The sequence below is a fragment of the Paraburkholderia sp. genome (assembly GCF_049581445.1).
Lineage (GTDB): Bacteria > Pseudomonadota > Gammaproteobacteria > Burkholderiales > Burkholderiaceae > Paraburkholderia.
In genome coordinates this window covers 1-19,281 of the sequence record NZ_JBAURZ010000264.1, presented here as the reverse complement: position 1 = coordinate 19,281, position 19,281 = coordinate 1, and the positions used below count along the sequence as shown (strand labels likewise).

General features: G+C 59.6%; 20 protein-coding genes, 2 tRNA genes and 1 pseudogene. 17 read left to right on the top strand and 6 right to left on the bottom strand.

Translation table 11 applies throughout. The features are described from left to right. A partial coding sequence (locus WCA85_RS22445) for an FAD-dependent oxidoreductase (RefSeq protein ID WP_424067055.1) occupies window positions 1–160 on the bottom strand: 160 nt, incomplete at its 3' end. A 195-nt stretch (window positions 161–355) separates the two neighbouring features. Between WCA85_RS22445 and WCA85_RS22440 the strand changes: the two genes are divergently transcribed. Together WCA85_RS22440 and WCA85_RS22435 are read left to right on the top strand one after the other, a co-directional pair. After that, window positions 356–1,132 (top strand): SDR family oxidoreductase, encoded by a 777-nt coding sequence (locus WCA85_RS22440; protein ID WP_424067053.1) that lies wholly within the window; start codon window positions 356–358, stop codon window positions 1,130–1,132. 129 nt (window positions 1,133–1,261) lie between these two features. Next, on the top strand, window positions 1,262–1,693 hold the full coding sequence (locus WCA85_RS22435; protein ID WP_424067052.1) for an acyl-CoA thioesterase: 432 nt from the start codon (window positions 1,262–1,264) through the stop codon (window positions 1,691–1,693). 191 nt (window positions 1,694–1,884) lie between these two features. On the opposite strand, the gene WCA85_RS22430 is transcribed toward WCA85_RS22435, so the two are convergent. Further along, complete coding sequence (locus WCA85_RS22430; RefSeq protein WP_424067051.1) at window positions 1,885–2,430, bottom strand: LuxR C-terminal-related transcriptional regulator; 546 nt, start codon at window positions 2,428–2,430, stop codon at window positions 1,885–1,887. Between the two features lie 310 nt (window positions 2,431–2,740). Between WCA85_RS22430 and WCA85_RS22425 the strand changes: the two genes are divergently transcribed. The 15 genes from WCA85_RS22425 to WCA85_RS22355 all read left to right on the top strand — a co-directional run bounded on the left by WCA85_RS22425 (window position 2,741) and on the right by WCA85_RS22355 (window position 16,716). Continuing rightward, window positions 2,741–3,445, top strand: a complete 705-nt coding sequence (locus WCA85_RS22425) for a CoA transferase subunit A (RefSeq protein WP_424067050.1) — start codon at window positions 2,741–2,743, stop codon at window positions 3,443–3,445. Between the two features lie 2 nt (window positions 3,446–3,447). Beyond that, window positions 3,448–4,089, top strand: a complete 642-nt coding sequence (locus tag WCA85_RS22420) for a CoA transferase subunit B (protein ID WP_424067049.1) — start codon at window positions 3,448–3,450, stop codon at window positions 4,087–4,089. A gap of 283 nt (window positions 4,090–4,372) precedes the next feature. Then, complete coding sequence (locus WCA85_RS22415) at window positions 4,373–5,290, top strand: alpha/beta fold hydrolase (RefSeq protein WP_424067048.1); 918 nt, start codon at window positions 4,373–4,375, stop codon at window positions 5,288–5,290. An 82-nt stretch (window positions 5,291–5,372) separates the two neighbouring features. Continuing rightward, on the top strand, window positions 5,373–5,726 hold the full coding sequence (locus tag WCA85_RS22410; protein ID WP_424067047.1) for a RidA family protein: 354 nt from the start codon (window positions 5,373–5,375) through the stop codon (window positions 5,724–5,726). Window positions 5,727–5,789: 63 nt separating this feature from the next. Next, the gene (locus WCA85_RS22405; RefSeq protein WP_424067046.1) at window positions 5,790–8,033 is read left to right on the top strand and encodes a RelA/SpoT family protein; all 2,244 of its coding nucleotides are present in this window, start codon (window positions 5,790–5,792) and stop codon (window positions 8,031–8,033) included. Window positions 8,034–8,161: 128 nt separating this feature from the next. Beyond that, window positions 8,162–8,238, top strand: a tRNA-Val gene (locus WCA85_RS22400). A gap of 260 nt (window positions 8,239–8,498) precedes the next feature. Then, window positions 8,499–10,406, top strand: coding sequence for a threonine--tRNA ligase (gene thrS, locus WCA85_RS22395; RefSeq protein WP_424067045.1), 1,908 nt, complete (start codon window positions 8,499–8,501; stop codon window positions 10,404–10,406). 49 nt (window positions 10,407–10,455) lie between these two features. Continuing rightward, window positions 10,456–10,980 carry a translation initiation factor IF-3 gene (gene infC, locus WCA85_RS22390; protein ID WP_074263967.1) on the top strand — a complete coding sequence of 175 codons (525 nt, stop codon included), beginning with the start codon at window positions 10,456–10,458 and terminating at the stop codon, window positions 10,978–10,980. A 270-nt stretch (window positions 10,981–11,250) separates the two neighbouring features. After that, window positions 11,251–11,448 (top strand): 50S ribosomal protein L35, encoded by a 198-nt coding sequence (rpmI, locus tag WCA85_RS22385; protein WP_424067044.1) that lies wholly within the window; start codon window positions 11,251–11,253, stop codon window positions 11,446–11,448. Between the two features lie 29 nt (window positions 11,449–11,477). Further along, on the top strand, window positions 11,478–11,837 hold the full coding sequence (gene rplT, locus WCA85_RS22380) for a 50S ribosomal protein L20 (RefSeq protein ID WP_006052502.1): 360 nt from the start codon (window positions 11,478–11,480) through the stop codon (window positions 11,835–11,837). A gap of 157 nt (window positions 11,838–11,994) precedes the next feature. Next, a complete protein-coding gene (pheS, locus tag WCA85_RS22375) occupies window positions 11,995–13,008 on the top strand; it encodes a phenylalanine--tRNA ligase subunit alpha (RefSeq protein WP_424067043.1) in 1,014 nt (337 codons plus the stop codon). Window positions 13,009–13,196: 188 nt separating this feature from the next. After that, on the top strand, window positions 13,197–15,629 hold the full coding sequence (gene pheT / locus WCA85_RS22370; RefSeq protein WP_424067042.1) for a phenylalanine--tRNA ligase subunit beta: 2,433 nt from the start codon (window positions 13,197–13,199) through the stop codon (window positions 15,627–15,629). A 68-nt stretch (window positions 15,630–15,697) separates the two neighbouring features. Next, window positions 15,698–16,108, top strand: a complete 411-nt coding sequence (locus tag WCA85_RS22365; RefSeq protein WP_424067041.1) for an integration host factor subunit alpha — start codon at window positions 15,698–15,700, stop codon at window positions 16,106–16,108. Between the two features lie 47 nt (window positions 16,109–16,155). Beyond that, window positions 16,156–16,563, top strand: coding sequence for a MerR family transcriptional regulator (locus tag WCA85_RS22360; protein WP_424067040.1), 408 nt, complete (start codon window positions 16,156–16,158; stop codon window positions 16,561–16,563). Between the two features lie 76 nt (window positions 16,564–16,639). Then, window positions 16,640–16,716: transfer RNA gene (locus WCA85_RS22355), tRNA-Pro, on the top strand. Between the two features lie 113 nt (window positions 16,717–16,829). Here the strand turns inward: WCA85_RS22355 and WCA85_RS22350 are convergent. From WCA85_RS22350 to WCA85_RS22335, 4 genes and pseudogenes are all read right to left on the bottom strand, one after another. Continuing rightward, on the bottom strand, window positions 16,830–17,633 hold the full coding sequence (locus WCA85_RS22350; RefSeq protein ID WP_424067039.1) for a tyrosine-type recombinase/integrase: 804 nt from the start codon (window positions 17,631–17,633) through the stop codon (window positions 16,830–16,832). 702 nt (window positions 17,634–18,335) lie between these two features. Further along, window positions 18,336–18,929 (bottom strand): plasmid pRiA4b ORF-3 family protein, encoded by a 594-nt coding sequence (locus tag WCA85_RS22345; protein ID WP_424067054.1) that lies wholly within the window; start codon window positions 18,927–18,929, stop codon window positions 18,336–18,338. A 2-nt stretch (window positions 18,930–18,931) separates the two neighbouring features. Beyond that, a pseudogene (locus WCA85_RS22340) lies at window positions 18,932–19,165 on the bottom strand (transposase domain-containing protein); the annotation flags it as partial. Continuing rightward, window positions 19,081–19,281 (bottom strand): hypothetical protein (locus tag WCA85_RS22335; protein WP_424067038.1); only part of this gene is annotated, 201 nt, incomplete at its 5' end. The pseudogene WCA85_RS22340 and the gene WCA85_RS22335, both read right to left, overlap by 85 nt.

The following is a 19,281-nucleotide window of genomic DNA, read 5'->3' as shown; positions in this document are numbered from 1 at the left end:
TTTCCAGCACGCAGACGCCGATTTCGACGCCTTTGTCCTGCGCCAGCTGCTTCAGGCGGATCGCCGCGGACAGGCCAGCCGGGCCGCCGCCGACGATCACCACGTCGTATTCCATCGACTCGCGCGGACCGTACTGCTCAATGAGACTTGCGGGGGTCATTGATGCTCCTCTTACCGTTAGAATGCTTTTTTCGGGATCGTATTGTGGGCGAACGATCCATGCGCTGCAACTCAATCAGCGCAGATTAGCACGATCGTTCTATTTATGTTAGGGTGTTGACCCGGTATGCATGGGCAACTACGGTGTCATTGCACCCTCATTGCACCTGTAAACCAACCGATCAAGGTAACGACAATGGGCCGTTCGATCAATCTGGAAGGCAAAGTCGCGCTGATTACGGGCGCCTCGAGCGGGCTGGGCAAACGCTTCGCTCAGGTTCTGTCGCAGGCGGGCGCGAAAGTCGTGCTGGCGAGCCGTCGCACCGAGCGCCTCAAAGAACTGCGTGCCGAAATCGAATCGTCGGGCGGCGCGGCGCACGTCGTTTCGCTGGACGTGACGGACTACCAGAGCATCAAGTCGGCTGTAGCGCATGCCGAGACGGAAGCCGGCACCATCGACATTCTCGTGAACAACTCGGGCGTTTCGACTACCCAGAAGCTCTCGGACGTGACGCCTGCGGATTTCGAGTACGTGTTCGACACGAACACGCGCGGCGCCTTTTTCGTCGCACAGGAAGTCGCCAAGCGCATGATCATGCGCGGCAATGGCGGCCAGAAGCCATCGTACCGGATCATCAACATCGCCTCCATGGCTGGCTTGCGCGTGCTGCCGCAGATCGGCCTCTATTCGATGAGCAAAGCCGCCGTCGTCCATATGACCAAGGCAATGGCGCTGGAGTGGGGCAAGCATGGCATCAACGTGAACGCCATCTGCCCGGGCTATATCGACACGGAGATCAATCACCACCACTGGTCCACCGACCAGGGGCAGAAGCTCGTTTCGATGCTGCCGCGCCACCGGGTCGGTCAGCCGGAAGACCTGGATGGCCTGTTGCTATTGCTGGCGGCTGACGAATCGCAATTTATCAACGGCTCGATCATCGCCGCCGACGACGGCTTTGGATTGTCCTGAACAGGACTACGGCCGTCACCTTTATGACGGCCGGCACTTATATGGCAAACCCAGACGAAGCCAGCCGCACGGTTCGTCAACGGCCGATAAGTGCTCGGGCTCCCTGTCTAAAAACGTAGAAGAAGTACGATGAACGATTATCACGCAGTTTTCGAGATGTCCATGCCGATCCGCTGGGGCGACATGGACGCGTTCGGCCATGTAAACAACACGGTCTATTTTCGCTACATGGAGCAGGTTCGCATCTGCTGGTTCGAGCAGCTCGGCATCGCCGGGGGGAACGGCGGAGGGCAGGGGCCCGTGATCGTCAATGCGTCGATGGAATTTCTCAAGCAGTTGCATTACCCCGGCGATGTGATCGGCCGCATGTCGGTCGGCACGCCCGGTCGCAGCAGTTTCGACACCGGTTTTGAACTGTTCCGGGTGGACGATCCGGACACCCCCTATGCACGGGGCGCTGCGCGCTGTGTGTGGATCGATTACGCGGCGGGCAAATCGGTGCCGATTCCCGACCTGCTGCGCTCCACTATCGAAAACGCGGTCCTCGTTAGAGGCGCATAAGCTGCTGAGTCGCCTCAGTCGCCTCAGTCGCCTCAGTCGCCTCAGTCGTTTCAGCCACCTCAGTCGCTTCCGTCTCCTCACCCGGTTCAGCGAAGCCAGCCGTTTAAGCGACCTCAGCCACCCGAAGTACCCGAAGTACCCGAAGTACCCGAATCGGCCGAGCTACCGAACCCGGTAACCCACCTGCGGTCTCAATGCCCCAGCAGCCGTTGCAGCAGTTCCGTGGCATTGCCCGTGTCATATTTGCGCATCAGCCGCGCCCGGTACACATCCACGGTGCGCGAGCTAATCTCAAGCGCCCGCCCGATCTGTTTGCTGGTCTTGCCGGTCACGAGCTGCGCGGCAATCTCCCGCTCACGCGGCGTCAATTCCACGGCGACGCGGCGTGTCGCGCTCAAATCCTCGAAAGTCCAGACACCTGCGGCGTGCGGGGCGGCGCGTTCCAGCGAGCGGCCCGTCACGTGACACCAGAACAGTTCCCCATTGGCCCGCTTCATGATGCGGTCGTCGGCATAACTGCCTTGCGCGGTCATGATGGGCGGAATGCGCGTGCCGATCCGCTCGAATTCGTCCGCTGACGGATAGAGCACCTGGAACGACTGCCCAATCAAGGATTCGCGCGTACAACCGAAAATCGACGCCAACTGGTCGTTGCAGTCTTCAATAAAGCGCTCGCGTGACAGGACGAGCCCGATGGGGGCAAGGTGAAAGGCGGTTTGGTAGTCCAGTGCGGGCATGACGGGGGATGGGTGCTCGGGTCTGCGGATCGGGTCAGGAGGCGATTACTTATGTATTTTTGCGTATTGTGCCGTATGGCTCACGCGTCGTACCCTTTCGAACAAATCACAAGGCTGCGATGTCGTAGGTGAGAGTTTCGCTCGGCTGCTTGTCCAGAGTCAGCGCAAGGTGGACGACGGATGACTAGAATGACGTTCTGGGCCACAGGCGCAAAACCGTGGCTTGAGCGTGTCACCAAGTCGCTGCGCCACACCACCCCGCATCGCACTGATCCGGATTTCGGGTTTCCATAAAGGAAGGGACAAACTGATGAACAAGGTCTATCCAGACGCGACTACCGCGCTCAAGGACATCGTCAAGGACGGCCAGACGTTCGCCGTCGGCGGCTTTGGCCTGTGCGGCATCCCTGAGGCGCTGATCGCGGCATTGCGCGATTCGGGGGTCAAAGGCATCACCTGCATCAGCAACAATGCGGGCGTCGACGGCTTTGGCCTTGGCCTGCTGCTCGAAACGCGCCAGGTCAAGAAGATGATCTCGTCGTACGTGGGCGAAAACAAGGAGTTCGAGCGCCAATACCTGGCCGGCGAACTCGAGCTTGAATTCACGCCGCAAGGCACGCTCGCTGAGAAGCTGCGGGCGGGCGGTTCGGGCATTCCGGCTTTCTTCACCAACACCGGCTACGGCACGTTGATCGCCGAAGGCAAAGAAACCCGCCAGTTCGGCGAAAACCACTACGTGCTCGAACATTCGCTGACGGCCGACGTGGGGCTCGTCAAGGCGTGGAAGGCCGACAAGTCGGGTAACCTGATCTATCGCCGCACCGCGCGTAACTTCAACCCGATGTGCGCGATGGCCGGCAAGATTACCGTCGTGGAAGTCGAGGAAATCGTCGAAGTGGGCGAACTCGATCCGGACGCGATCCATACGCCGGGCATCTTCGTACAGCGCATCGTGCTGAATGCGCATCCGGAGAAACGCATCGAACAACGCATTGTCCGCGCGAAAGGAGATTGATCATGGCATGGACTCGTGACGAAATGGCCGCGCGCGCGGCGAAGGAACTGCAGGACGGTTTCTATGTGAACCTCGGCATTGGCCTGCCGACGCTGGTGGCGAACCACGTGCCGGCAGGTGTCGAAGTGTGGTTGCAATCGGAAAACGGTCTGCTCGGCATTGGGCCGTCGCCGACCGAAGAGGAAGTGGACGCGGATCTGATCAACGCCGGCAAACAGACAGTAACGACGCTGCCGGGGTCGTCGATTTTTTCGTCGGCGGATTCGTTTGCGATGATTCGCGGCGGCCACATCAACCTGGCCATTCTTGGTGCCATGCAGATCAGCAAGAGCGGCGACCTTGCCAACTGGATGATCCCCGGCAAGATGATCAAAGGCATGGGCGGCGCAATGGACCTGGTGGCGGGCGTCAAGCGCGTGGTCGTGCTGATGGAGCACGTCGCCAAGGGCGACCAGCACAAGATCCTCGAAGAGTGCACGTTGCCGCTGACGGGCGTGGGTGTGGTCGATCAGATCATCACCGACCTGGGCGTGATCGAAGTGACCGCGGATGGCCTGAAGCTGACCGAACTGGCGCCGGGCGTCACCGTTGACGAGATCAAGGCCAAGACAGGTGCACCGCTCGACGTGAGTGCGGTGAGCTGATTCGTCGCGTCCTTGCGCAGGCCGTCTCAATGGCGGCTGAGTGCGCGAGGCAGGTGCAGGACCCATGCAAAGCGGGCGGGACGCAAGTCTTCGCCCGCTTTGCTTTGAGGTGGCGCCTTTACCGCCTTCCGTCAGGCTTGTTTGCGCTTTTGCCTAGGCCGTTTGGCCGATCTTTGCGTAGGGGCAAAGCGGTTTACAATCGTCTGCACACCGCATGCCTTTTCACGCGCGCGTTGCCCCCGAGTTGCCGGACCGACGTCGGCGCTTTCGCTAGGAAATGACAATGACCGCTACGCCCTCTGCTCCGTTCATCGCCGCCAAACCCGAGCCCCGCCAGCGCTTCGTCCAGTGTGCGAGCCCTGGTGGCCTGCATCGTATGGCGTATACCGAGTGGGGTGATCCGGCCAACCCGCGAGTGCTCTTGTGCGTGCATGGTCTGACGCGCTCGGGACGCGATTTCGACCGGCTTGCGGCAGCGTTTGCGAACACTTACCGCGTGGTTTGCCCGGATGTGGTGGGGCGAGGGCTTTCATCCTGGCTGAACGTCCCCAACTACTACACGGTGCCGCAATACGTCTCGGATATGGTCACGCTGATCGCGCGGCTGGACGTCGAGAAAGTGGACTGGTTCGGCACGTCCATGGGCGGTTTGATTGGAATGGGGCTGGCCGGGTTGCCCGACACGCCCATTCAGAAGCTGCTGCTGAACGATGTCGGGCCGCACCTCGAGCCGGGGGCAGTGGGACGAATCGGCGACTACCTTGGCAAACCAGTGCGCTTCGAGACGCTGCAGCAGGGTATCGATTACGCGGCACTGTTGGCGCAATCGTTCGGCCCGCTGACATCCGGGGAGTGGCGCGAAATCAACACGCCGTTGCTGCACGAGCGTGATGGTGCCTGGTACTTCCGCTACGACCCGCGCATTGCCCAGCCCTTCACTGCGACCACGGATGAAATGGCCGCAGCCGGAGAGGCTGCGCTGTGGGGCGCGCTGACGGCGTTCCAGGGCCCGGTGCTAGTGGTCCGCGGGGAGCAGTCCGACCTGCTGTCGCGCGAGACTACTGCGAAAATGGTCGCGCAGGGCCGGGCCGTATCGAGCGTCGAAATAGCTGGCGTCGGGCATGCGCCCGCATTTATGAGCGCCGAGCAGATCGGCATTGCACACCGCTTCTTTCTCGGGGCGGGCGCTGACGGGTCATAATACGGGGTTGCGCTGCGCGCGTTCGAAATGGCGTGATGCGCAATGAATTTCCGGTCAACCTTAATCATAAGCAGGAATTCTCATGGCAGTCATTCGTCACCACGTTAGCAAGCGGCTCTCCGAAACCGCTGTGCACAACGGCACCGTGTACCTCGCCGGCCAGATCGCAGAAGACGACGATCAGGACATCGTCGGACAGACGCGCGAAGTGCTCGGTCACATCGACCGTCTGCTTGGTGAAGTGGATAGCGACAAGTCGCTTTTGCTGTCGGTGCAGATCTACATTTCGGACATGGTCCACTTCGCCAGCATGAACGCCGTGTGGGACGAGTGGGTTGCGCAGGGCGCCACGCCGCCGCGCGCTACCGTCGAAGCCAAACTCGCGAACCCGAAGTGTCTCGTCGAAGTGGTCGTCGTGGCCGCGCAGCGCGACTGAATCGAAGCCTGAATCTGTTGTTGAACCTCTGTTGATCCGTCTGGCCCGGCGGGCCGTCGCACCATGAATACCGATACCGTTACAACCGCGCCTTTTCCCATCCCTTCGTTCGACGAAGCGATGGCATTCGTGCGGGAGCATGCGGGCGAGGTGCGGCTGTCTTCCGGCGAATTGCTGGCCGATCATGCCGCCGGTACCGCTTCGATCATGCGCACGCTCAATGTCGATCCGCCCGCGGTGCTGGCGGCGGCGTTGTTTACGCTGACGCCGCATTTGCAGGATCCGGAGCGCGTGATTGCCGATAACTTCGGCGAAGAGGTCGCGCAGCTCGTCGGCGACGTGCGAAAGTTGCTGCGCCTGGGCACCGTGAGCATGCGCGCGGCGCAGAATGCCATGCCCGAAGCGGGCCGCGATGCGCAGGCCGCACGGCGCGCGCAGGTCGAGGCGCTGCGCAAGATGTTGCTCGCCTTCGCACAGGACATCCGCGTGGTACTGATCCGGCTGGCTTCGCGGCTGCAGTCGTTGCGTTACTACGCGGCGGCGAAGGTGACGCCCTCGCCCGATGTGGCGCGCGAGACGCTCGATATTTACGCGCCGCTCGCGAACCGGCTCGGCATCTGGCAATTGAAGTGGGAACTCGAAGACCTCGCGCTGCGCTTCGAAGAGCCCGCTACCTACAAGCGGATCGCGAAGCTGCTCGATGAGAAGCGCGTCGAACGTGAAAGCTATGTGGCCGACGCGATCTCACGTCTGCAACAGGAACTGGCGGCCGCGCATATTCGCGCCGAAGTCAGCGGACGGCCGAAGCACATCTATAGCATCTGGCGCAAGATGCACGGCAAGGAGCTCGACTTCTCGGAGCTCTACGACGTGCGCGCGTTTCGCGTGATCGTGCCGGATATCAAGGATTGCTACACAGTGCTCGGTATTGTGCACAACCTGTGGCAACCGGTGCCGAGGGAATTCGACGACTACATCTCGCGGCCGAAGCCGAATGGCTACAAATCGCTGCACACCGTGGTGGTCGGCGACGACGGCCGCGCGTTCGAAGTGCAGATCCGTACCCAGGAGATGCATCAGTTCGCCGAGTACGGCGTGGCGGCTCACTGGCGCTACAAGGAAGCAGGTGCGCGAGGCTATGGCGGCCAGGTGACCGCGAGCGAGAAGTACGACGAGAAGATTGCCTGGCTGCGCCAGCTACTGGCGTGGAAGGATGATGTGTCCGAGGGCGAGCATGGCGAGAAGCGGGCGGCGCAGCCGTGGGAGCAATTGCGCCAGGCCACTGTCGACGACGACCACATCTATGTATTGACGCCCCAGGCGCGTGTGATTCCGTTGCCGCAAGGTTCGACGCCCGTGGACTTCGCTTATCACCTGCACAGTGAGTTGGGGCATCGCTGCCGCGGCGCGCGCGTCGATGGCGCGATGGTGCCGCTCAACACGCATCTGCAAAACGGCCAGACCATCGAAATCGTTGCGGTGAAGGAAGGTGGTCCGTCACGTGACTGGCTCAATCCTCTACTGGGCTACATGCATAGCCCGCGTGCGCGCCAGAAAGTGCGTGCGTGGTTCAACGCGGTCGAGGTGCAGGAACATATCGCCAGCGGCCGGGCAATGGTCGAAAAGACGCTGCAACGCGAAGGCAAGACTTCGGTCAACCTCGATCAACTGGCGGCGAAGCTGGGCTTCAAGACGACTGACGACCTGTTCTCTGTGGTCGGAAAGGAAGAGTTCAGCCTGCGCCTCGTCGAACAGGCGCTACACGACGCACCGCCGCCCGAACCGGTGGTCGAAGTGCCGGAACAGTTCGAGAAGCGCAGCAGCGGTTCGAGTGTCGCGCACGGCGCATCGACGGGCGTGCTGGTGGTCGGCGTCGACGCGTTGCTTACGCAACTGGCGCGTTGCTGCCGGCCGGCGCCGCCCGATGGCATCAGTGGTTTCGTCACGCGCGGAAAAGGCATGTCGATTCACCGTAGCGATTGCCCGACGTTTTTGCGCATGGCCGAGCGTGCGCCGGAGCGAGTGCTTGAAACGGCCTGGTCCGCTGATGTGATGAGCGGGCGCGGGCAGTCTGTGTACCCGGTCGATCTGTCGATTGAGGCGACAGATCGTCAGGGCTTGCTGCGCGACATCTCCGAAGTGTTCGCACGCGAGAAGATGAATGTGATCGGTGTGAAGACGCAGACGCGCCGTAACGCCGCGTTTATGCAGTTCACGGTGGAGGTATCAAATGCTGCGCAGATTCAGCGAGCCTGCACGGTGCTGGGCGAGATCACCGGTGTCGTGCGTGCGTCGCGCAAGGGGTGATGCCGTGGATCGACGTTGGTCGAGAATGTGAAGTAAAGCGGTGTCGTAAAACGTAGCGGGAATTTTCAGTGTCGCCGTACAAAAGTACTTGCCAAGCGATGTGGGGCTCCATATAATCTCGTTTCTTCAGGCTCGTAGCTCAGCTGGTTAGAGCACCACCTTGACATGGTGGGGGTCGTTGGTTCGAGTCCAATCGAGCCTACCAACGAAAAAGAAACGTCGGTTTTTCCGGGGTTTCGAGAGATGCACCAAGCGCCTTGGCGCAATAGGCGAATACGGTTATGACACCGCGAACGTTGACCGATACTACTTCGGAACGACGCTAGTCGAGGACCACTTTCGCCCTTGCAGTTGCTGAAAATGTGAATGCGGCCCCTCGAAAGTGGGGCCGCATTTTTTTCGTCTTTTTGTTTTTTCACCTGGTTATTGCATGGGCCGCCGCCGGTCGGCTCCACGGAGAAAGCAATGGTTTCGATACGTCTGCCTGACGGTTCTGTTCGTCGATACGAGCATCCGGTGACCGTCGCCGAAGTGGCGGCCTCGATTGGCCCCGGCCTTGCAAAGGCTGCACTCGGCGGCAAGATCGACGGTGAACTGGTCGATACGTCCGCGCTGATCGACCACGATGTGGCGCTCGCGATCGTCACGGAAAAAGACGCCGACGGCCTCGATATCATTCGCCACTCCACGGCGCACTTGTTGGCGTATGCGGTGAAGGATCTGTATCCGGAAGCGCAGGTGACGATCGGTCCGGTGATCGACAACGGCTTCTACTACGACTTTGCCTACAACCGTCCTTTCACGCCAGAAGATCTCGAGAAGATCGAAAAGCGCATGCAGGAGCTCGCGAAGAAAGACGAGCCGGTTTCGCGCCGCGTGGTTTCGCGCGATGAGGCGGTGGATTTCTTCAAGAGCATCGGCGAGAAGTACAAGGCCGAGATCATCGAATCCATTCCTGCCAGCGACGAAATCAAGCTGTACTCGCATGGCGCCTTCACCGATCTGTGCCGCGGCCCGCACGTGCCGTCCACCGGCAAGCTGAAGGTCTTCAAGCTGATGAAGTTGGCCGGCGCTTACTGGCGCGGCGATTCGAAGAACGAACAGTTGCAGCGTATCTACGGCACCGCCTGGACGAAGAAAGAAGACCAGGAAGCGTACCTGCATATGCTCGAGGAAGCGGAAAAGCGCGACCACCGCAAGCTCGGCAAGCAACTGGACCTGTTCCACATGCAGGATGAGTCGCCGGGCATGGTGTTCTGGCATCCGCGTGGCTGGACGCTGTGGCAGCAGGTCGAGCAGTACATGCGCCGCCGCGTGAACGATGCGGGCTACCTCGAAATCAAGACGCCGATGATCATGGATCGCTCGCTGTGGGAAGCGTCGGGCCATTGGCAGAACTATCGTGACAACATGTTCACGACGGAATCGGAAAAGCGCGACTACGCGATCAAGCCGATGAATTGCCCTGGTCACGTGCAGGTGTTCAATCACGGTCTGCGCTCGTACCGTGATTTGCCGCTGCGTTACGCAGAGTTCGGCTCGTGCCACCGCAATGAATCGTCGGGCGCATTGCATGGCCTGATGCGGGTGCGCGGGTTCGTGCAGGACGACGCCCACATTTTTTGTACCGAAGACCAGTTCATCAGCGAATCGATCGCCTTTAACACGCTGGCGATGAGCGTGTACAAGGACTTCGGCTTCGATAACGTCGAGATCAAGTTGTCGCTGCGCCCGGACGCGCGCGCTGGCACGGACGAGACTTGGGATCGCGCCGAGCAGGGTCTGCGCGACGCGCTGACTGCCTGTGGCGTGACGTGGGAAGAACTGGCGGGCGAGGGCGCGTTTTACGGTCCGAAGGTCGAGTATCACATCAAGGACGCCCTCGGTCGTTCGTGGCAGTGCGGCACGCTGCAGCTTGATATGGTGCTGCCGGAGCGTCTGGGCGCCGAGTACGTCGCGGAGGACAACAGCCGCCGCCGCCCGATCATGCTGCACCGGGCAATCGTCGGATCAATGGAGCGTTTCCTCGGCATCCTGATCGAGCACCATGCTGGTGCAATGCCATCGTGGCTTGCGCCAATGCAGGTTGTCGTGATGAATATCGCGGAAAGTCAGACCGCATATGCACAATCTCTAGCCCAAACGTTGCAAAAACAAGGGGTTAGAGTGGAGGCGGATTTGCGCAACGAGAAGATTAGCTATAAAATACGGGAGCACACGCTGGAGAAGGTGCCGTTCCTCCTTGTGGTCGGCGACAAAGAGCGTGATGCCCAAACGGTAGCCGTGCGTGCCCGTGGCGGTGTTGATCTGGGCGTAATGCCGGTCAGCGCCTTCATTGAGCGTCTGCGTCAGGACGTGCAGTCGTTCAGGTAAACCACCTGGCAGCGCGGCTCGTTTTTTTAATTTTTAGAGGAAACGTAACATCGCTACTGATAAGTCTGCGCACCGCATCAACGGTGAAATTACTGCACCCGAGGTGCGTCTGGTCGGCGTCGAGAACGAACCGCTCGGCATCGTGAAACTCGCTGATGCGTTCCGCATGTCGGAACAGCAAGATGTGGATCTGGTCGAAATCGCGCCGCAAGCGGTTCCGCCGGTTTGCCGCTTGATGGACTACGGCAAGTTCAAGTATTCGGAAGCGAAGAAGCAGCACGAGGCCAAGCTCAAGCAGAAGATTGTCCAGGTGAAGGAAGTCAAATTCCGCCCGGGCACCGACGACGGCGATTACAACGTCAAGCTGCGCAACCTCATCCGCTTCCTCGACGACGGCGACAAGACGAAAATCACATTGCGTTTCCGTGGCCGCGAAATGGCCCACCAGGAAATCGGTATGCGCATGCTTGAGCGCCTGCGCACGGACCTCGATGAAGTCGGTCAGGTCGAGCAAATGCCGAAAATGGAAGGGCGCCAGATGATCATGGTGCTCGCTCCGAAGAAAAAGAAGTAAGCAGCCCGCGCTGTTGGTAGCGCTGGTTGTTTGGCAGCGCGCCGCGAGGCGCGCGCCGTGGTTGTGAAAAAGTTGAGAAGTGCTTTGCCGCGTGTGTGGCGAAGACAAGCAAGTTTCGGAATAACGACCCATGCAAATGGGCGGTATTCATGAAAAGCGGCGGCCAGCAGCATCGGCCAGCTGCATACCAAGTGGAGTGGGTTTCGAAGGGCGGGTAATGGCCAACTGGCCGACCGCACACCCATATCCATCTAATAATGGAGTTGTTTCATGCCTAAGATGAAGACCAAGAAGAGTGCTGCAAAGCGCTTCGTGGTGCGTCCGGGTGGTACCGTCAAGCGCGGTCAAGCCTTCAAGCGCCACATTCTTACCAAGAAAACCACTAAGAACAAACGCCATCTGCGCGGTTCGACGTCAGTTCATGATTCCGATATGAACTCCGTGCGCGCAATGCTGCCGTTCGCTTAACCCTTAACTAAAACTCACAGGAGCTAATTATGCCTAGAGTCAAACGTGGGGTTACCGCACGGGCCCGTCACAAGAAGATCATCAAGCTGGCCAAGGGTTACCGCGGCCGTCGCAATAACGTCTATCGCATCGCCAAGCAGGCGGTCATGCGCGCAGGCCAATACGCCTACCGCGATCGCCGCAACAAGAAGCGTGTGTTCCGTGCATTGTGGATCACGCGTATCAACGCGGCGGTGCGTCAGCACGACATGACGTACAGCGTGTTCATCAACGGCCTGAAGAAGGCTTCGATCGAACTTGACCGCAAGGTGCTGGCCGACATGGCTGTGTTCGACAAGGCTGCTTTTGCTGCGATCGTTCAGCAGGTGAAAGCCGCCGTTGCAGCCTGATTGCGCTTTGGGCAATTAAACTGCGTGGTTCGTTGCAGCGAACATCCGGTAGTCTCGGTGACGCTGCAACAAAAACGGGGCTCCTCACCGAGCCCCTTTTTTGTTGGTCGAGCCAGTTTCGCTTCGATTGAACACTGACGTTGAAATGATGGGATCAATGGATCTGGACCAGATTGTCGCTGACGCGCAAAAAGCCTTCGGAGAAGCCGCCGACGTCACCACCCTCGAGAACGAGAAGGCCCGCTTTCTCGGTAAATCAGGTGCCCTGACCGAACTGTTGAAGGGCCTTGGCAAACTCGATCCCGAGACGCGCAAGACTGAAGGCGCGCGGATCAACGTGGTCAAGCAACAGGTGGAAGCCGCGTTGACGGCCCGCCGGCAGGCGCTTGCCGACGCCCTCCTGAACCAGCGCCTTGCCGCTGAAGCCATTGACGTCACGTTGCCCGGCCGCGGCCTTGGTGCAGGTAGTCTGCATCCGGTGATGCGCACATGGGAACGCGTCGAACAGATTTTCCGTACGATCGGATTCGACGTGGCCGACGGCCCCGAAATCGAAACCGACTGGTACAACTTCACCGCGTTGAATAGCCCGGAAAACCATCCGGCGCGTTCGATGCAAGACACCTTTTACGTAGACGGCAAGGATGCCGACGGCCGCCAGTTGCTGCTGCGCACGCACACGAGCCCGATGCAGGTTCGCTACGCCCGCACCAACACGCCGCCCATCAAGGTGATCGTGCCGGGCCGCACGTACCGTGTGGATAGCGATGCAACCCACTCGCCGATGTTCAATCAGGTCGAAGGCCTGTGGATCGACGAGAACGTCAGCTTCGCCGACCTGAAAGGCGTCTACTCCGACTTCCTCAAGAAATTCTTCGAACGCGACGACATCCAGGTACGCTTCCGTCCGTCGTACTTTCCGTTCACCGAACCGTCGGCCGAGATCGACATGTTGTTTGAAACGGGCAAGAACGCCGGCAAGTGGCTTGAGATTTCGGGTTCTGGCCAGGTTCACCCCACGGTGATCCGCAACATGGGACTCGACCCGGAGCGCTACATTGGCTTTGCGTTCGGCAGTGGCCTCGAGCGACTGACGATGCTGCGCTACGGCGTGCAGGACTTGCGTCTGTTCTTCGAGAACGATCTGCGCTTCCTGCGGCAATTTGCCTGACGCTTGAGCCGCAAACGAGACGCCAAGGCGGCTCAAAGGTAACAACGCGCAACGAGGGCGGCCGCGCACGCTGATAGCAGCAGATGCGCGCCGCAAGCAGTGCCACCGGCAAGGTGCCGGGTGACCCAGGTGGGAACCCAATGCACCAGTCGGACGTGGACTAACCTGATCAGAACGTACACAGAACCATGCAATTCCCGGAATCCTGGCTAAGAAGCTTTGTCGACCCGCAGATGACGACGGACGAGCTGTCGCACGCGCTGACGATGGCGGGCCTCGAAGTCGAAGGCCTGCGGCCCGCCGCCCCGCCGACCACGAAGATTGTTGTCGGCCGGGTTCTCGAGGTCGTGAAACACCCGGACGCGGACAAGCTCAACGTATGCCAGGTCGACGCGGGTACGGGTGCGACGCTGAACATCGTCTGCGGTGCACCGAACGTGGCGCCCGGCATCAAGGTGCCGGTTGCACTGGTGGGCGCTGAATTGCCGCCGGGCGAAGAGGGCGGTGCGCCGTTCGTGATCAAGCTGTCCAAACTGCGCGGTGTTGAGAGCCAGGGCATGCTTTGCTCGGCTCGCGAACTGAAGTTGTCGGAAGATCATAGCGGCCTGATGATCCTGCCGGAAGATACGCCGATCGGCCAGGATATCCGCGAAACGCTCAACCTCGACGACACTGTGTTCGAGATCAAGTTGACGCCGAATAAGGCTGACTGTTTGTCGGTGTTCGGCGTCGCACGCGAGACGTCGGCCATCACCGGCGCGCCATTGCATGCGCTCGACATCAAGCCGGTCAATGTCACGTTGAGCGAAACGTTGCCGGTCAAGATCTCGGCGCCGGACCTGTGCGGCCGCTTCTCGGGTCGCGTGATTCGGGGCGTGAATGCGCGCGCCAAGTCGCCGCACTGGCTGGTCGAGCGTCTGGGGCGCTCGGGACAGCGGAGCATTTCCGCGCTGGTCGACATTTCGAACTACGTGATGCTCGAACTCGGCCGTCCTTCGCACGTGTTCGATCTGGACAAGATCCACGGCGGTATGGATGTGCGCTGGGGCCGCAAGGGCGAAACGCTGAAGCTCTTGAACGGGAACACCGTCGAGGTCGATGAAACCGTCGGCGTGATCGCGGACGAGCAGCACATCGAAAGTCTCGCCGGCATCATGGGCGGCGATAGTACGGCCGTCACGCTCGATACAAGCAACATCTATCTCGAGGCCGCCTTCTGGTGGCCCGACAGCATTCGTGGCCGCTCGCGCAAGTACAACTTCTCGACTGATGCAGGCCATCGCTTTGAGCGCGGCGTCGACTATGCGACGACCGTCGAGCACCTCGAACGCATCACCCAGTTGATCCTCGATATCTGCGGCGGCGAAGCTGGACCGGTGGATGATCAGATCGTCAACATCCCGCAGCGCACGCCGGTGAAAATGCGTGTCGCACGTGCGAACCGCATCATCGGGGTGGCGATCAACGCAGAGGAAATCGCGGAGATTTTTACGCGCCTTGGTCTGACGTTCGAGCGCGAAGGCGACGTGTTCTCGGTCACGCCGCCGTCGTACCGCTTCGACATCGAGATCGAGGAAGACCTGATCGAAGAAGTCGCGCGTATTTACGGCTTCGAAAAGATTCCCGCGCGTCCGCCTGTGGCGACGAGCGAAATGCGCGCGACCAACGAAACGCAGCGCACGCTCCACGACATTCGCCACGCATTGGCCGCGCGTGATTACGCCGAGACGGTCAACTTCAGCTTTGTCGACGCGGAATGGGAGAAGGATTTCGCCGGTAACGAACAGCCGGTTCGTCTGCTGAACCCGATCGCGAGCCAGCTTTCCGTGATGCGCACGACGTTGTTCGGAAGCCTGATCGAAGTGCTGCGTACAAACCTGAACCGTCGCGCGGACCGCGTGCGCGTGTTCGAGGTGGGGCGCGTGTTTCTGCACGATCCGGCCATCAAGGCTGGCGAGTTGCAGGTCGAAGGATTCTCCCAGCCGAAGATGTTCGGTGCGCTTGCCTACGGCCCAGCTTTGGACGAGCAGTGGGGTGCATCCACGCGCGCCGTGGATTACTTCGACGTCAAGGGCGATCTCGAGGCTGTGCTCGCACCGGCGATGGCACAGTTCGTGAAAGCCGAGCATCCGGCGTTGCATCCGGGACGCAGCGCGCGAATTGAATTGAATGGCCGTGCAGTGGGCTGGATTGGCGAATTGCATCCGCGCTGGATGCAGAAATATGATTTGTCGCACGCGCCGATTCTGTTTGAAATCGAAGCGGACGCATTAATCGAGCGCGTATTGCCGGTTCCGACGGAAGTATCAAAGTTTCCGCCGGTGCGCCGTGATATTGCGGTTGTCGTAGATCAGAAAATCGAAGTCCAGGCATTGCTGGACGAGATGCAAAAGGCGCTTTCCGAGGACGCCTGCAAGACCGTTAGAAGGGTTGCACTTTTCGACGAATTTCGTCCAAAATCAAATACTTCCGGCGGGCTGGCAGCTCACGAGAAAAGCCTTGCGTTCCGTGTGACCTTGCAAGATACTGGCGGGACCCTTCAGGACGAGACGGTCGATCTGGCCATTCAAACCCTGGTGGATCGTCTGGCTCGAGTATATGGCGCACGGTTGCGCGGATAACCCGCGGATACTCTTAAAGCGGTAGTTTCCGCATTTTCCGTTTCTGCTTGGCGCGCCATTTGATAGATATGAATGAAATGAACTCGAGTGATTTCGAAGCCCTTCTTACGGCGCAGCGTAGCGCCATGATTCGCGATATTCCGACATCACCCGCTAACGCTTCCGCGGAAACGCCCACGCTCACCAAGGCCGAGCTTGCCGAGTTGCTGTTCGACAATGTCGGGCTCAACAAGCGGGAAGCGAAGGACATGGTCGAGGCGTTCTTCGAAGTGATTCGCGACGCGCTGGAGAGCGGGGATAGCGTGAAACTGTCGGGCTTCGGCAATTTTCAGTTGCGCGACAAACCTCAGCGTCCTGGTCGGAATCCGAAGACCGGCGAGGCGATTCCAATTGCCGCGCGGCGTGTTGTGACGTTCCATGCAAGTCAAAAGCTGAAGGCGCTGGTCGAAAGCGGCGCTGAGGCGAGCTTCACGCGCTGATCGACTGGCGCGTTCCCTGCGCAACCCACCACGACGGCTAACTGACGATGACAGCGACGATCGAAAAAGTCGTCTTGCCTCCGATTCCGGCGAAACGCTACTTCACCATTGGTGAAGTGAGCGAGCTGTGCGGCGTGAAACCGCACGTGTTGCGCTATTGGGAGCAGGAGTTCACGCAGTTGAGACCGGTGAAGCGGCGCGGCAACCGCCGTTATTACCAGCATCATGAAGTGCTGTTGATCCGGCGAATCCGCGAGTTGTTGTATGAGCAGGGCTTCACGATCAATGGCGCACGTAACCGGCTCGATTCGCATGGAACCGCGCAAGGTGGCCCAGCGGACGATCTTGCTGAAGAAGGCGAAGTGATGGAGCCAACCGCCACGACGACAGCCACGGTGGATGTCGATCAACTGCGCAAGGAACTGCTGCATGTGATCGATCTGTTGAGCCGTTGATTCGCGAACTTCCGATGTTTTGTTGGTCGCAGGCGGTTCTAATCGAGCGAAGTGTCTGTTATACTTTTTAGCTGTTCGGGGCGTAGCGCAGCCTGGTAGCGTACCTGCATGGGGTGCAGGTGGTCGGAGGTTCAAATCCTCTCGCCCCGACCAAGATCCAACCCGCGCGCCGCAAGGCTGTGCGGGTTTTTCTTTTCTGGTCGCACGGTCCTCGCATACAGTCCTTTTTAGACAAAGTATTAGACATTTGTCTAATACTCGGCGTGTCACCAAGGACGTTGAAGATTGAGCGATGACATCTCCGGAATGGCTACCTTGATATAGATCTCAGTCGTCTTCCCAGTGGTGTGTGCGAGCCGCGTTTGGATCTCTTCACGAGCGTTGCCAGCCTTTGCTGCATCTGTTGCATCAAGGGCTTGTAGGTCTTTGAACTGGATTCCATCTGTGACGCCGGCGCGTTCTTTCGCGCGACGCCACATGGAGTGAAGACCTGTCTTGGAGTACGCACCGCCTTTCTGCGTTGAGAACAGATATGGGCTGATGATCTGGTATTTCTTCTTGATGGCCTTCGCACGCTCGATCACAGCGTGGATCTGCGGGGTGATCTCTACATCGAGTACCTTTCCGCTGGTGCCGGCCGTCTTCGATGGCTTGAAGCGGATTGCCGTATCCATGATCTGGGTTTCGAGCAACGTACGGACATCAATGGCCCGCTGCCACACTAGATAGGGCATATCCAGGATGCATTGGAACATCGGGCCTGGTTCGGTTGGCAAGCCGTCCTTGCCGATGAGCGCAGCATCGCGAATTGCCTTGATTGCGGCGTGCCTAGGCAGCACCTCGCGGCGCTTCGTTTGGTAGTCAGATAGATCAAGCTGATCGCAGGGGTTGTCCTGACGCAAGCCTCTTTCACTGATCGAGAATTTGAATAATTTGCGCAGCACGTTCGCATATTTCTGTGCGGTGTTGTGCTTCGATCTAAAGTTATCACGCAGGAAGTCTGCGCAGTCCTTCGTCGTCACAGTGGCCACGGTATATTCTTCGAACGCCAGTGCGATCGTATCGGCCATGCGCCGGGACTCTTTCTGCACTTCATCACTGAAGCGGCCTGGCTTGCGATCCTTCCACTCTGCGCATAGGCTCGGCATCGTACCGTCGACAAGCCTCTTGTCGCCAAACTAATTGTGGCTGGAGGCGAGATTATTTGATTCGGGGCGGTCGTCGACTATGGCTACAAAGTCATTGTCGAGAAGGACGGAGCTTTGCGTGTCCTCCTTGGCGACGACGATGATTCAAATCTAGACGACTTTCAACGAGCGAATATCACCGACCTGGTCACGACGCCTGGCAGTCAGTTCCACGCGCATAACGTGAGATTTGGACTGCAATTTGTGCGCCCCGATCCTTGATCGAAGCACGCCCTCAGCCGGTCTGGCTTGGGGTGGTCCCGACCATCGCGTCGAGCGGCGCCCGGCCAATCGCGGCCGCAGGCAACACTGGGATAAATCCCTCCGAGACGGACAATCGCGCGGTCGGCGACGAGCGAACCAGGGCGACTGAGGATAGTGAGGACTTGCCCGATTGAGGCAAACCCATGGTTATGCACTAGAGGTCGCGTGTTCTCGACCGCGACTGTGCGGGCCACGGCAATGCATGCATGCTTGCATGAGACGGCTCGCGGCCATGAGCCGACGTTCACATCCGTCGTCGGTCGGACGTTCAGACGTCGGCTCGCCTCCGGAGTAAGCGACATTTGGCGGCCGTCTTGACGATCAGAATTTGATCTCGAAGAGGCGTTCGTTGACGTCCGGGAGGTCAAAGGCAGAGGGATCGAAACTGCCGCCACACCAGTCGAGCAACAGCGGGTGCTCTTCATGAGCGGGATCGATGATCGCGTCGAGGAACTCGACGTAGCCGGGTACGCCGCCAACATCTTCCGGCGGACAGGCATTGCGGCCGTCCAGGCAGATGGGCGAGCGCAACTCGGGATCAGGCGGCAGGACCTTCTCGAGCTTCACACGATGCTGCCAGTTGTCGCCGTAATCGTAGATATAAGTGAATGACTTCAGCGCACCGAGTGCCGTTCCCAAGGTCACCCGTGCCTCGTTGAGCATCGGCGGGTCACTCGGGAAGTCCGGATCAGGCACCCCGTAGTTGATGTCGCCGAACACGAATTCGTGCAGGTGGCCGCCATCCCAGCCCATCGCCCACAGCAGCACGACATGCAGCTTCGGCAGCTTGATAGAGCCAGGGACCAGCACCCGTCTCCAGACCGCCGGCTTCAGATACTTCAGCTCGATGTGCAGCTGGTAGACCGGTACCGGTGAATTGACCGTGCGCAACGTGGGTTTGCGAGTCGATGCCATCGTCATGCAGCCTGCTGGACCGGTTGCTCCACCGGCATCAAACGCCACGGCAGCAACTCGTCGATCCGGTTGATGGGATGCTCGGCGATGCGCTCGAACACTGTGCGAAGGTATGCATACGGTTCGATGCCATTCAGGCGTGCCGTACCGATCAAACTGTAGATGACCGCTGCGCTCTGTCCACCGCCATCAGAACCTGCGAACAGATAGTTGCGCCTGCCCAGAGCCAGTTCCCGATCATTCTGCCCATATCGGGCAAGAAGTTGAAGTCAATTATCGTTGGCATCCGCTGTTTCGTCGTCGCGTCAAGGTTCGAGATGTTGAGCAGCGCGGCGGAGGTCGGGTCGTCCAT

Bases quoted from the DNA above. Each gene is read 5' to 3' on its own strand.
- WCA85_RS22440 (WP_424067053.1), top strand. From the start codon at position 356: ATGGGCCGTTCGATCAATCTGGAAGGCAAAGTCGCGCTGATTACGGGC.
- WCA85_RS22435 (WP_424067052.1), top strand. From the start codon at position 1,262: ATGAACGATTATCACGCAGTTTTCGAGATGTCCATGCCGATCCGCTGG.
- WCA85_RS22430 (WP_424067051.1), bottom strand. From the start codon at position 2,430: ATGCCCGCACTGGACTACCAAACCGCCTTTCACCTTGCCCCCATCGGG.
- WCA85_RS22425 (WP_424067050.1), top strand. From the start codon at position 2,741: ATGAACAAGGTCTATCCAGACGCGACTACCGCGCTCAAGGACATCGTC.
- WCA85_RS22420 (WP_424067049.1), top strand. From the start codon at position 3,448: ATGGCATGGACTCGTGACGAAATGGCCGCGCGCGCGGCGAAGGAACTG.
- WCA85_RS22415 (WP_424067048.1), top strand. From the start codon at position 4,373: ATGACCGCTACGCCCTCTGCTCCGTTCATCGCCGCCAAACCCGAGCCC.
- WCA85_RS22410 (WP_424067047.1), top strand. From the start codon at position 5,373: ATGGCAGTCATTCGTCACCACGTTAGCAAGCGGCTCTCCGAAACCGCT.
- WCA85_RS22405 (WP_424067046.1), top strand. From the start codon at position 5,790: ATGAATACCGATACCGTTACAACCGCGCCTTTTCCCATCCCTTCGTTC.
- thrS (WP_424067045.1), top strand. From the start codon at position 8,499: ATGGTTTCGATACGTCTGCCTGACGGTTCTGTTCGTCGATACGAGCAT.
- rpmI (WP_424067044.1), top strand. From the start codon at position 11,251: ATGCCTAAGATGAAGACCAAGAAGAGTGCTGCAAAGCGCTTCGTGGTG.
- rplT (WP_006052502.1), top strand. From the start codon at position 11,478: ATGCCTAGAGTCAAACGTGGGGTTACCGCACGGGCCCGTCACAAGAAG.
- pheS (WP_424067043.1), top strand. From the start codon at position 11,995: ATGGATCTGGACCAGATTGTCGCTGACGCGCAAAAAGCCTTCGGAGAA.
- pheT (WP_424067042.1), top strand. From the start codon at position 13,197: ATGCAATTCCCGGAATCCTGGCTAAGAAGCTTTGTCGACCCGCAGATG.
- WCA85_RS22365 (WP_424067041.1), top strand. From the start codon at position 15,698: ATGAATGAAATGAACTCGAGTGATTTCGAAGCCCTTCTTACGGCGCAG.
- WCA85_RS22360 (WP_424067040.1), top strand. From the start codon at position 16,156: ATGACAGCGACGATCGAAAAAGTCGTCTTGCCTCCGATTCCGGCGAAA.
- WCA85_RS22350 (WP_424067039.1), bottom strand. From the start codon at position 17,633: ATGGCCGATACGATCGCACTGGCGTTCGAAGAATATACCGTGGCCACT.
- WCA85_RS22345 (WP_424067054.1), bottom strand. From the start codon at position 18,929: ATGGCATCGACTCGCAAACCCACGTTGCGCACGGTCAATTCACCGGTA.